General features: G+C 65.6%; 6 protein-coding genes. 3 read left to right on the top strand and 3 right to left on the bottom strand.

Annotated features, from left to right (window positions below):
- The first annotated feature begins 288 nt into the window (after nucleotides 1–288).
- Entirely contained in the window at nucleotides 289–534 is a 246-nt protein-coding gene (locus KY496_RS08425; protein ID WP_005667085.1) for a hypothetical protein, read from the top strand.
- Here the strand turns inward: KY496_RS08425 and KY496_RS08420 are convergent.
- The 3 genes from KY496_RS08420 to KY496_RS08410 all read right to left on the bottom strand — a co-directional run bounded on the left by KY496_RS08420 (nucleotide 515) and on the right by KY496_RS08410 (nucleotide 8,253).
- Nucleotides 515–2,467, bottom strand: coding sequence for an NPCBM/NEW2 domain-containing protein (locus KY496_RS08420; RefSeq protein WP_229520476.1), 1,953 nt, complete (start codon nucleotides 2,465–2,467; stop codon nucleotides 515–517). The two genes, KY496_RS08425 and KY496_RS08420, sit on opposite strands and share 20 nt — an antisense overlap.
- Nucleotides 2,468–2,556: 89 nt before the next feature.
- On the bottom strand, nucleotides 2,557–5,403 hold the full coding sequence (locus KY496_RS08415) for a TonB-dependent receptor (RefSeq protein ID WP_219864477.1): 2,847 nt from the start codon (nucleotides 5,401–5,403) through the stop codon (nucleotides 2,557–2,559).
- A 372-nt stretch (nucleotides 5,404–5,775) separates the two neighbouring features.
- Nucleotides 5,776–8,253, bottom strand: coding sequence for an EAL domain-containing protein (locus KY496_RS08410; RefSeq protein ID WP_219864476.1), 2,478 nt, complete (start codon nucleotides 8,251–8,253; stop codon nucleotides 5,776–5,778).
- Nucleotides 8,254–8,924: 671 nt separating this feature from the next.
- Between KY496_RS08410 and KY496_RS08405 the strand changes: the two genes are divergently transcribed.
- Nucleotides 8,925–10,229 carry a hypothetical protein gene (locus KY496_RS08405; RefSeq protein ID WP_219864475.1) on the top strand — a complete coding sequence of 435 codons (1,305 nt, stop codon included), beginning with the start codon at nucleotides 8,925–8,927 and terminating at the stop codon, nucleotides 10,227–10,229.
- 114 nt (nucleotides 10,230–10,343) lie between these two features.
- On the top strand, nucleotides 10,344–12,536 hold the full coding sequence (locus tag KY496_RS08400) for a TonB-dependent siderophore receptor (protein WP_219864474.1): 2,193 nt from the start codon (nucleotides 10,344–10,346) through the stop codon (nucleotides 12,534–12,536).

Below are 12,536 nucleotides of genomic sequence, written 5' to 3'. Positions count from 1 at the left end.
GTGTGATGGTGAAGGCGGGGCGCCGGGATGCGGGAATCGGAGACGCACAGGGGCCGTCAGGACGATGTGTCTCCTTAATGAGAATGATATCTCATTATCAAAAATGTGTAAATGTGCTGGTCCGTCGCGGACGGGCGAGGGGTGGGCAGGGCCATCGGAACACGTTGCAACGATGGTCCGTCATGATGTGACCGCTGGAGTATCGACGTTAACGGCGCCGGTCTTTCAGCCGCTCGCCAACCACACGCCGTAAAATGCGGTCTTGATCCACCACGTATAAAACATCACATGGAAACCATCGACCAGCGTTACCTCGTCCAGCAAAAAAAGCGCACCGAGGAAGGAAAGCCACCCGTGTTCGCCAAGGTGATGCGCAGCAAAGAGGGCAAGTTCGAAGGCGTGTCCTTTATCAGGAACAAAGAAAAGGCCACCGTCATGACGGTGGCCGACGCTCAGGAAGTCATCGACTGGGCCGCCAGGAAGAAAGGCAATGCCCACGAATACGACACCAGGATCATCTGCGTTGGACAGTAGCCGGGGATCCGGCAGCATGCGTCAACCGGGCATCCCCCCAGGTCGCCACCACGGGCGGCGCATCGGCTGCCTGCGATCCACGCACCACGAGTTCGATGAGCCTGACGCCCCGAACGTCCGCCTGTAGCAGCGGCGCCCTGGCGCCAAACGCCACCGGCGCGCTTTCGGCCAGCAGTTTTCCATCGCCATACACGTAGAAGCGCACGGGCTGACGCGTGTTTTCGGTCGAATCGTCCACGCCGACCGAGGCCGTCAACTGCGCATGGCCGCCATCGTTCTTCACCTGGAGCCGCGAATTCGACAGCACGCCGAGCCCCGACTCGAACACCTGTCCAGCCACCTGCAGGCTCTGGCCATACGGCGTCGTATCCGCCTGCGCGCCGCCCCAGCCCGCGTACTGGGGACGCGAACCGCCGGAGCGGGTATTCGACCATGGGTCGATCATGCGGTGGACGGTCGGATCGAGTTGCGGTTGACGGGCGCCGTCGACGGCGACGTTGATCGAGCCGGGGATTTCCGACAGATAGACGCCGTTTTCCAGTTGCCGCTTGCCGGTCGCCTCGAACACGAGCGTCTCGTGCGGCGCGAGCGTGAAGGCCTTCTCGCCGGTGAAGGTCGTGCTCTCCTTCGACCACAGGTCGCGCAGCAGGACCGGTGCGCTGCCCGAGAGTTTCAGGTGACTTGCCAGCAGGGTCACCGGCGCCGGCGCGGCGCCGCGGTTGAACAGCGCCACCGCCTTGCGCTCACCAGTGCCCAGCGTCTTGACGATGATCTGCGCATCGTCCGAGTCATAGGCGACCACGCCCTGGTGTCCCGCCTTGTCCTGGTTCAGGGCGACCACGTCCGCGTTGCCCAGCACCTCGAGGAAGGATGCCGGTCCATTGCGCAGGTCATAGCTGATCAGGAGCGGCGCATTGATCATCGCCCACAACGAGAAATGTGAGCGCACTTCGACCGGGTTGGCGACATCGAATGCGCCATGGCCGATGTGCAGGATGTCGGGATCGTTCCAGTGGCCGGGGCCGGCGTACAGCGCGCGCTTGGCCGCGCTGTCGAAGTTGTGCAGCATGCTGGTCCAGCTGGGCGTGATGTCGGCGCTGGTGCGCCACAGGTTGCCGACATCCTTGCCCCAGGTGCGCACGTTCGCCATGCCCCAGGCGCAGATCGACAGCACATAGTCGTTGTTCGGCCGCGCCTCCTTGAGCGCCGCTGCGACGTCTTCGTAGCGGGCGCGCACGGCCTTGACGTCGGTGCGGTTGATCGAGCCGCGTTCGATCAGGGGCGGCGCCGCGCGGTAGTCCTGTTTCTTTACCAGGTCAGAATCCGGCAAGAAGTCGGCCAGCCCGCAGGCGTCGATCTTGATGTAGTCGAAGCCCCATTCCTTGAAGTACAGGTTGATGTCCTGGGTGACGTGGCCTTCCAGTCCCACCTCGCGCTCGGCGGTCGTGCCCTGCGGCAGGTTGGGCGAATGCAGGTCATAGGCTTGCGAACAGGCGTTGCGGCCGATGTCGGTGTAGATGCCGGCCTTCAGTCCCATCGCATGCAGCTTGTCGGTGAATGGCTTGAAGCTGGTGCCGGCAGGTCCACCGGTGGCTGCCGAGGGAAAGATATTGGTGCGAATCTGCAGCCGGCCATCGCCGGTGCGGCGCTTCAGCCACCAGCCGTCGTCGATGTTGACGTGCTGGTAGCCGAGCCTGGCGAGGCCGCTGTCGACCAGCGTCTGCGCGGCGCCGAGCACCTTGGCTTCATCGACTTCAGTGCGGAACGCGTTCCAGCTGTTCCAGCCCATCGGCGGCGTGCTGGCGCTGCCGCTGGTGGCGCCTTCCCAGCGGCCCGCCGGGGCCAATGGATCGCCGGGGGAGCTGGCATGCGCCGGCGTGAACAACAAGGTGAGCGCGGCAGCCAGGCTACCGCAAACGATTTTCCATGCCATGGGTTGGCCTGCTCTGGTCCAGCGTTGTTGCATGCACATCTCCTGCTCGTGTCGAAGGCGGGGCAGGGCACATCCTGCCCCGTGCCGCATCAGAATTTCAGGCTCGCGCCCAGGGTGATGGAGCGGCCGTAGCGGTAGTAGCCGTTGGGCAGGCTGACGATGCCGTTGGTCAGCTTGGGCGCCTGCTCCGCGTCGGTGAGATTGTTGCCTTCGATGCTGATGCGCAGCGACTTGTTCACCTCGTAGGCGATCTGGGCCGTCACCCACGTCATCGAGTTGGCCATCTCGTTGAAGCCGGAACCGATCACATTGGTGGCGGTGACGAAGGAATCGGTGTAGTCGGCCGTGGTGCTCATGCTCCACGGGCCGCGCTCGTACAGGATGCCGAACGAGGCGGTGGCCGGTGCGATGCCTTCGAGCAGGCGCTCTTCGCCGCCTACCCAGCTCTTCGACAGGTTGCGCGTGTATTGCGCACGCACGCCGAAGCCGTTGTCGAACAGGTGCTGCAGGCCGATCTCCATGCCGCGCGCCTTGGCGCTGTCGCCGTTGATGGGGCGCTGCACGTTGAACAGGCGCCCGCCGGGCGCGCCGATGTCCTGGCCCGTCAGCCAGAGGTTGGTGATCTGGTTCTTGATGTTCTTCTGGTAGACGGCGAAGGTCAGCGCGGAGCTTTTGGCGTAATACCATTCCAGCGACACGTCGGCCTGGCGCGCGGTGTACGGCTTCAGGTCGGCATTGCCGCCGTAGATCTGCGTGAAGTCGCCCCACGAGATGCTGGCGGTGGTGCTGGACGGCGCCAGCTTGTCGACCGAAGGACGCGCCATCGTCTTGGCGGCGCCGAGGCGCAGCTGCAGATTGTCGGTGAGCGAATAGGTGAAGTTACCCGACGGCAGGGCGAAGGTGTAGCTGGCGTCCTGGCGCACGACCGACGGATCGGCGTAGACGGCGGTGAAGTTGAACGCGCCGTTCTGGATGATGTCGTTGATCTTCGCGTCCCAGGCCTGGGCGCCGGTCCTGGTGCGCACGAGGCGCACGCCGACGTCCGCGAACCAGCGTTCGCCGGACATGTCCGCCTGCACGAAGGCGGTCGAGGTCTTTTCTTCCACGCGGTAGCTTTCCAGCGGGTTGAAGGCGGGCGCCGACAGGGTCGAGCTGTAGACGCCGCCGCCCGGACGGGGCTGGCCGTCGAGGCCGGCCAGCGCCTGCGCGTAGCTGTTGACGTCGAAACCGAGGAAGCTGCGCGGGAAGTTGCCGCTCACGCCAGACAGGAAGCCGCCCGGGCTCAAGGTCTGGTTGATGACGTTGCCGCCGAGGGACCCCACGTTGACCGCGTTCTCGCCGGAGTAGTGATCCTGGCCCGCATTGAAGGCGTTGTTGATCATGTCGCGCGACTTCTTGCGGTTGGTCTGGCTCAGGCCGAACTTCAGGTTGTCGATGTTAAAGCGGGCCACCTTCCAGTCGGCGTCCAGCGTCGCGCCGCCGATGCGGTCGTCGATATTGTCGCCCGTGCGGCTGTAGAAGTGGGTGTTGAAATCGCTGGCGCTGAACAGGCCCTGGGCCAGGCCGGTCTGCAGGTCGCGGCCATCGGCCAGCGTGGTCGTCACGTCGGGCACGGCGGCGCCGGTGAGCCGGATGCGCGTGGTATTGGGCTGGTTCATGCGCAGCACGACATAGCTGTCGTTGCCGCCGGAGTCGCGCTTCGACGTCGACAGGTAGACGTCGCCGGCCACCTTCAAGGCCGGCGACACCTTCCATTCCGCCCTGGTGCCGACCATCGCGGTGTCGACCACCCGGTATTCGGTCTTGTTCAGGACCTCCGGGTTGAGGCGCAGCTCGGGGTCGGTGCTGTCCAGGGTCAGGTCGGTCACCACGCCGTTGGAGACCTTCATGTCGGACCAGCGGCCCGGCGCGAACAAAGGGTAGTACGACAGCTGGTAGCCGACCTGCGGCGAGTCGAGCCGGGTCTTGAAGCCGTCGAAGATGACTTTCACGTCATTGGTGGGCCGCCACTCCACCTTGCCCGACAGCGCCAGGCGTTCTTTCTTCTCCATGATGGAGCCGAAGCGGAACTGGCCCGGCCCGATCAGGCCCTCTTCGTCGGGGTCGAGCATGCCGTTGCCGTTGGGGTCGATGGCGCCGCCCCAGGCGTTGCCTCCCTCCCAGAACTGGCTCGGGTCGCTCGGGATGGCGTTGCGCGTCCAGCCGCCGTCGTTGCCGGCCGTGTCGGTGCGCACGTCGCGCTTGGCATACACGAGGCCGAGCAGCACGCCGACCTTGTTGTCGAAGGTGTTGCTGTAGGTGCCCGACAGCTTCTTGCCGTTCAGGCTGCTCATATCGTTGTGGTCGCCTTCCAGGCGCAGCAGGCCGCGCTGGCCCTTCTGGTCGAACGGGCTGGCCGAGCGCAGGTTGACGAGGCCGCCGATGGCGCCTTCGATCAGCTGCGCCTGGGTCGACTTGACGACGTCGGCGCCGCTGATGACGTCGGCCGGCAGAACGTCGTAGGCGAAGTAGCGGCCCGCGCTGTCGGTGCCCAGCAGGCGGCCGTTGAAGGTGGTGATCGTGTAGTCGGGGCCGAGGCCGCGGATGCTGACCTTCTGGCCTTCGCCGCCGGCGGTGCGCGAGATCGAGACGCCGGTGATGTGGCTGAGCGAGTCGGCCACGTTGTTGTCGGGGAAGCGTCCGAGCTCGGTCGCGCTGATGCTGTCCTGCACGACAGCCGAGTTGCGCTTGAGCGCCAGCGACTGTTGCAGGCTGGCGCGGGTGCCGGTCACGACGACCTGCTCGACCTTGTCGGCCTCGAGCGGGGCGGCATCCGACTGGGCGCGGGCAGGCGCCGCGAGGGTGGCCAGGGCGAGCAGGCAGGCAGAAGTGAGCGGATTCAGCGCAAAGCGGGCATGGCTGTCGGCGTGAGAACGGCATTGCAGATGAGAACTCATTAAACGCTTCCTTTTTTATAGGTTTGTTGGAGCAGCACGGGCGATGCTGGGCACACGGGAAGGCTGTCCGGTTGCGGTCACTACCTGTCTCGGCCGGCGGGCGGACGAGTTATCGTGGGTTGATTGGTTCTTTCGTTTGGTTTCGTATGGTTTTCGCTTTGCTATACGGTTTTCGCTTCCGGAGGGATCGAAAGTACACAGTACATCGCGATCCGTATAACGTTATTTAGTCTATAGCGAAATCCCGGGCATGACAAAGCATCTTTCGATCTTTTTCGAATTGCTTGTTGTATCGGTGTTAAATCGGTATTTGGCTTTCGATTCGAAAGCGGGCGGTCCGGGGGCGGCCGCGAGTGCGCGCTGGTGCGCGGATCAGCGCTTGCGCAGCATTCCCGCCAGCGCCTGCGCTTCCAGCGGTCGCGCGCACAGGTAACCCTGGTAGGCCTGACAGCCGTTCGCGAACAGGAAGTCGCGCTGGTCCTCGGTTTCCACGCCTTCGGCCAGCACCTTCAGGCCAAGGCTGGCCCCCAGGGCGATGATGGTGCGCGCGATCACCGCGTCGTTCGGATTCGTGGTCAGGTCGAGCACGAAGGAACGGTCGATCTTGAGCATGTCGAGCGGCAGCCGCTTGAGGTAGGCCAGCGACGAATAGCCGGTGCCGAAATCGTCGATCGCAAAGGTCAGGCCGTGGGCCTTGAGGGCATTGATCTTGCCGATCGCGTCTTCGATGTCGTCCAGCAGCGAGCCTTCGGTGATCTCGAGCTTGAGCTTGCGCGGATCGGCGCCGCTCGGGCCGAGGCAGCCGAGCACCTGGGCCACGAAGGCCGGATGGTGCAGCTGGCGCGCGCTGACGTTGACGGAGATTTCCAGGTGCGCCGTTTCCGCCTGCCCGGCCCAGTCGGACAATTGGCGGCAGGCGCGTTCGAGCACCCAATGGCCGAGTGGAAGGGCCAGCCCGGTCTCTTCGGCGAGCGGGATGAATTCCACCGGCGAGACCGTGCCCCGCTTGGGGTGACGCCAGCGCACCAGGGCTTCGACGCCAACGATGCGGCCGTCGCGCTCGACCTGCGGCTGGTAGTGCAGGAAGAACGCATGGTCGCGCAATCCCGCGCGCAGGTCGTTTTCGAGCGTCAGGCGCGCCGCGGCGGCGGCTTGCAGGGAAGGATCGAAGAAGCGGACGGTGCCGCGTCCGGCCGCCTTGGCACGGTACATCGCCAGGTCGGTGCGCCTGAGCAGGTCGCCGGCATCGACGGCGTCGTCAGAAAAAACGGTGATGCCGATGCTGGCGCCGAGCTGCAGCCAATAGCCGTCCAGCTGGACTGGCTGGTTCAGCAGGTAGTTGATGCGTTCGCCTTCATGCTTCGCCTGGGCGCACGCCTGCTCCTTGTCGGCGGGCAGATTTTCCAGCAGCACGCCGAACTCGTCGCCGCCGAAGCGGGCGGCGACGACGTCGCTGGGAAGGCCGGCGACCAGCCGTATCGCCATCTGCTGCAGCAAGCGGTCGCCGACGGCGTGGCCGAGCGTCTCGTTGAGCGTCTTGAAATTGTCGAGGTCGATCAACAGCAGCGCCTTGCGCCGCGCATCGCCCCCTGTGTCGCTGCGCGCGGCGGCCAGGGCAGCCTCCAGGCGCTCGGTCAGGAACGCGCGGTTGGGCAGTCGAGTGAGCGTATCGTGGAAGGCAAGGTAGCGGATGTGGAGGTCGGCCGCATGCCGTTCGGATACGTCGATCACGGCGCCCACCACGCGCAAGGCCGTGCCGTCGCTGTCGCGCAGGATCTGCGCCCGGTCGTGCACGTGGGCCACGCTGCCGTCCTTGCGGATGAAGCGGTAATCGTCGCTCCAGTGGACGTCGCTGCCGCCATGGAGCGCATGGTCGAAGCGCGCGATCACGCGCTGGCGGTCGTCAGGATGGATGCGGTCCATCCACAGGGAGAGCGAAGCCTGGAATTCATCCGGCGCGTAGCCGAACAGCTCATGCAGGCTGGCGCCGAACCACAGGGTGTCGGTGCGCACGTCGAGATCCCAGATCGCGTCGCTGGTGACGCGGGCGACGATGCGCAGCCGTTCCTCGCTCTGGCGCAGCGCATCCTCGGTCAGCTTCTGCAGCGTGATGTCGCGCATATAGACTGCCAGCCCGGTCTCGGACGGATAGGCGCGCACTTCGCAATGCAGCTGGAGTGCGGCGTGGAAGTCGTCGAAGGCGACCGTGCAGCGCTCGCGCATGGCGCGCCGCAGTTCTTCCCGCGCCGGCGGCGCGCCCAGTTCGGGAAACTCATCCCACAATACCCTGCCCAGCAACCCGGCGCGCGGCCGCCCGAACAGTTGCTCGGCTTCGCTGTTGAGGTAGGTGAAGCGCCATTCGCGGTCGACCGTGTAGAAGATATCGGTGATGCTCTCGAGCGTGGCGCACAGGCGCCGCGCCAGGCGCACGTTGGCCTGCTCGGCCGTGTGCCGTTCGGTCACGTCCTGCACCGAGCCGTAGTAGGCCGGTTCGCCGTCTCTTCCGTGCATCAGGTCGCCGCGCGCATGCACATGGCGCACCGCGCCGTCCGGCCATACCACGCGGTGTTCCATGTCGAGCGGCGTGCCGTACTGCAGGGCGTGCGCGATCTGGGCCTCGACGCTGTGCTGGTCGTCGGGATGCACGCGCGTGAACAGTGTCGCGAAGTCGGGATCGGGCGCGTCGGCGCAGATGCCGAACAGGGTGCGCATTTCATCCGAGACATACAGGCGCCGGTCCCGCACGCGCATCTCCCACAGGCCGACCTGGGCCACGCGCTGGAGAAAGTCGAACCGGTCTCCCAGCGTCGAACGTGGTGCCAGGGCGGGTCTGGTTGTCGGAGGAGGCATGGCGCAGCAGTCCGGGGCGTTGGGAACGCGACTGCGGAAAGCCTGGCGATATCGAGGGCAAGATCGGGCGCGGCGTCGAAGGCGCGCGTGCGCGTGCGGCAGTCGAAAAGACACCTCCTTGTATCATCCCCGGTCGGGTCGTGCAAGCGACGCTCCGATTCCCGGGCGCCGGAACGGCGAGGCCCCGCGCGCGCGGCTGCCAGTGCGGATTGTTGTAATATTTGTACGTACATTTGTACGAATCTTCATTGCTGGGTTACAATACGCTTTTCTGCCGCCAGTCATGGCCAGGCATTCATCAATGTTTCCCCCAATCGATGCGGCGCCGGGCGCGCGTGCAGGCATGGGGCGCGTTGAGCAGCGTTCGAGATCGCTGTCTTGTCCGGAACGACCCCATGCGCCGGGCAGGGCGCCCTGTGCGGCGTCGTCGCCGTGAAAGGCGACCCTGGTCCTGTATTCTCTGAACGATGACGTCATCGGCCTGGCCGTGGCGCTCATCGGGGCAATCGCAGGCCGCTTCGACCTCGGGAACTTACGTCGCGCGTCACATGTCGCCGATATCAAGCTCTGCTGCGCCGTCAATAGGCCGTAGGCCCGGGATTCCTCGTCCATTGCGCAACCGCCGGCCCGACGCCGGCCGTTGGGCGCCGATCATCACTCAGGAAACCTACGTGAATTTGCACTACACCATTACCCCGCAAGACCTCGATTCGCCAATGGCGGCATTTGCCGCGCGCATGAAAACGAAGACGGCGACCGGCCTGTGCGCCGCCCTGGCCGGCATCGCGGTCCTCGCGTCCGGCCATGCGCATGCCCAGGAGGGCGCCACGGAAATCGCGAGCGCGCAGGAAACGACGAAGTCGCCGCTGACGATCGGCGGCGCGATCCGCTTCAATTATGGCCACAAGAGCTGGGACGACGAGCGCCGCAGCGGTTTTGTCGGCCTCGACACGGCGCGCCTGGACGTCAACTACGATGACGGCCGGATGATCGGCTCGGCCCAGTACCGCTACAATAACTACCCCAAGGGGCAGGGCGACTACTGGCAGCATTTCCTGCGCCATGCCTGGGGCGGCGTGCGCTTCGACGACAAGAGCGAACTGCACGTCGGCCTGGACAGCAATCCCTTCGGCCTCCTGCCGTTCGCCTCGAACAACTTCTACGAGTCGATCGCCTTCTACGCCGGCTTCGAAGACAAGTACGACCTCGGCGTGAAATACATCAGCCGTCCCGGTCCGGTCGAGTGGCAGCTGGCCTTCTTCCCGCGCGATGGCGGTTCCTACGGCGGCGGCAGCAATACGGCTGGCGCCTCGAACCGGTATTCCTACAATATCGTCAAGGATGACGACGAGCAGGGCTACGGCACCGGCCAGACCGACAGCGAGCGCAACACCCTGGTCGGACGCGTGGTATGGAACCTGGGGCCGGAGGGCCGCCACGAGTTCGGCTTTTCCGGCCTGACCGGCGAGATCGACAACGGCCGCGGAACCGACACCCGCCGGTACGCTGGGGCGGTCCACTATCGCGGCAACTATGGCCGCGTCAACGTGATGCTGCAATCGATGCGCTACCGCTACCGCACCGCGCACGGCCCCGAACAGACGTATGGCGGACTGGACCCGAACAGCTTCGTCCTGGTCGGCGGCTTCGGATATCCGTTCCCCGTCGCCTCCGCGGGCGACATCCATATCGCCAACGTCAGCTACGACATCCCCGGCAGGATCGGCCCGTTCAGCCAGTTCAAGGTCTACAACGACTACAGCGTGCTGAAAAAGCGCAGCGGCACCTACCGCGACTCGGTGCAGAACGTGACCGGAATGAGCTTCGCGGCAGGGAAGTGGTCGTTCTATGCCGACCTGATGATCGGCAAGCACCACCCTTACATCTCGCCCGATCTCGGCGGCCTGGCCGCGACCTCGTCCGAACATCAGGGGTTCACGCGCCGGATCAATCTTCAGGCCGGCTATTACTTCTGACGCTGTCGGTCGGGGTCGTCCTCGCCGCAACCCGCGGTGCATCCAGTCGTTGTAACCATTAATGCAAATGAGTATAATTCTCATTTGCATTGACATCACTGACTGGACCCGCTCATGACCAAGCTTCGCCGCTCGCCCTCCATCCGTACCACCCGCCAATCACCCCTGTCGCTGCTGGTCGGCCGCGCATGGAGCACCGTGTTCGTCGCCGCGCCCGTCGCCCTGCTGGCCGGCGCCGCGCACGCCCAGGAAAGCGGGGCGCCGCAGATCGAGCAGGTGCTGGTGACCGGCGCCCGCACGCTCGACGAGGCGCCCTACATGAACGGCGGGGTGGCGCGTCGCGGCGGCCTCGGCGTGCTGGGCGCGGGCGACATCATGGACTCGCCGTTCAGCACCACCAACTACACCTCGCAGCTGCTGGAAGACCAGCAGGCGCGCACGCTGGCCGACGCGGTCGTCAACGAAGCCTCGGTGCGCGTGCAGACCTCGACCTCGGGTTTCAGCGATGACTTCCAGATCCGCGGTTTCAATGTGGGCAGCGGCGACGTCGGCGTGAACGGCCTGTACGGGCTCAGTTCCGGCAACCGCATGCCGGCCGCGATGATGGAACGCGTCGAAGTGCTGAAAGGCCCGGGCACGCTCATGTATGGCATCAGCCCTGGCGGCAGCATCGGCGGCAACATCAATATCGTCACCAAGCGCGCGGGCGACGAGCCGCTCACCCGCGTCACCGGCACTTTCGAGAGCAAGTCGATCTTCGGCGCCCACGTGGACGTCGGCCGCCGCTTCGGCGACGCCGGCGAATGGGGCGTGCGCTTCAATGGCGTCTACCGCAAGGGCGACAACACGCTCGACGCCAGCCAGACCGAATTCGGCCTGGCCGCGCTGGCGCTCGACTACCGTTCCTCGACGCTGCGCTGGGTGGTCGACGCCTATGCCCAGCGCGAGGACACCGACGGCTTTCGCGGCCAGTCCAGCTTCCGGCCCAACGTGACGCGCATTCCGGCCGCGCCGTCGGGCCGGCGCGCGATGTATCCGGGCGTCGAACTCACGATGCGCGATTCGACCGTCTCGTCGCGGATCGAATACGACCTCGCCCCGAACCTGATGCTGTACGCCGCCGCCGGCTACCACTACGGCGCCAGCGAGCAGGACTTTCCATCCGCGCGCGGCCAGGATGCGATCGACATGGCGGGCAATCTGCGCATCAGCAACGCCTGGTACGATGCCGCCACCCGCAACAAGACCGCCGAGGTGGGCGCCCGCGCCACCGTCGAAGGGCTGGGCGTGAAGCACCTGTTCACCGTCTCGGCCTCGCGCCTGGAGCAGGAAACCGGCAGCTTCTACTTGTCGGCGCCGGCCGCCACGGCGGTGAATTCGAACATCTATCATCCGGTTGCGCTGCCGGTCATGAGCGGCGAACGCCAGTCGCCCACCAAGACCTCGGGCACCGAGCTGTCCAGCGTCTCGCTCACCGACACCCTGTCGTTCTTCGACAACCGCCTGCTCGTGACCGGCGGCGCGCGCAAGCAGAAGGTGGTCGCCAAGAACTTCACGCCCGCCGGCGTCTCCACCACCTCGTACGACGAGAGCGCGACCTCCCCGCTGCTGGGCATCGTGGTCAAGCCCATGGCCAACGTGTCGCTGTACACCAACTTCACCTCCGGACTGACGCGCGGCGCGATGGCGCCCGCCACCTCGGCGAACGCGGGCGAGGTGTTCGCTCCCTATAAATCGAAGCAGTACGAGGCCGGCGTGAAGCTCGAGCAGGGCAAGCTCCTGAGCGGCATCTCCGTGTTCCAGATCGATCGTCCGAACGCCGTCACCGATCCGGTCACCACGATCTACAGCATGGACGGCAACCAGCGTAACCGCGGCCTGGAACTGTCGGTCATGGGCGAGGTCGTGCGCAACCTGCGCCTGATGGCCAGCGCGACCTTCTATGACGCCGAACTGCAGAAAACCGCGGGCGGCGTGAACGAGGGCAACGACGCCAACGGCGTGCCGAAGCGCGCCCTGAGTGCCGGCCTCGACTGGGATCTGGACGCGGTGCCAGGCCTGAGCTTCAACGCGCGCGCCATCCATACCTCGGACATCCCGTTCAATGCCGCCAACACGCTGCACCTGCCGTCGTGGACCCGGCTCGATATCGGCGCGCGCTACCGCACCAGCGTGATGGGCAAGCCGGTCATTCTGCGCGCCAGCGTCGAGAACGTCGCCGACAAGGCGTACTGGCTGGCCAACGGCACCTTCGCCACCGCGGCCGCGGCGCGCACCGCGCTGGTGTCGGCGCAGTTCGATTTCTAG

Source organism: Massilia sp. NP310 (genome assembly GCF_019443485.1).
In the GTDB taxonomy this organism is placed as follows: Bacteria; Pseudomonadota; Gammaproteobacteria; order Burkholderiales; family Burkholderiaceae_D; genus Telluria; species Telluria timonae.
Note: the sequence above shows the minus strand (reverse complement) of the source record. Positions and strands in the feature narration are given on the sequence as shown.

Bases quoted from the DNA above. Each gene is read 5' to 3' on its own strand.
- KY496_RS08425 (WP_005667085.1), top strand. From the start codon at position 289: ATGGAAACCATCGACCAGCGTTACCTCGTCCAGCAAAAAAAGCGCACC.
- KY496_RS08420 (WP_229520476.1), bottom strand. From the start codon at position 2,467: ATGGCATGGAAAATCGTTTGCGGTAGCCTGGCTGCCGCGCTCACCTTG.
- KY496_RS08415 (WP_219864477.1), bottom strand. From the start codon at position 5,403: ATGAGTTCTCATCTGCAATGCCGTTCTCACGCCGACAGCCATGCCCGC.
- KY496_RS08410 (WP_219864476.1), bottom strand. From the start codon at position 8,253: ATGCCTCCTCCGACAACCAGACCCGCCCTGGCACCACGTTCGACGCTG.
- KY496_RS08400 (WP_219864474.1), top strand. From the start codon at position 10,344: ATGACCAAGCTTCGCCGCTCGCCCTCCATCCGTACCACCCGCCAATCA.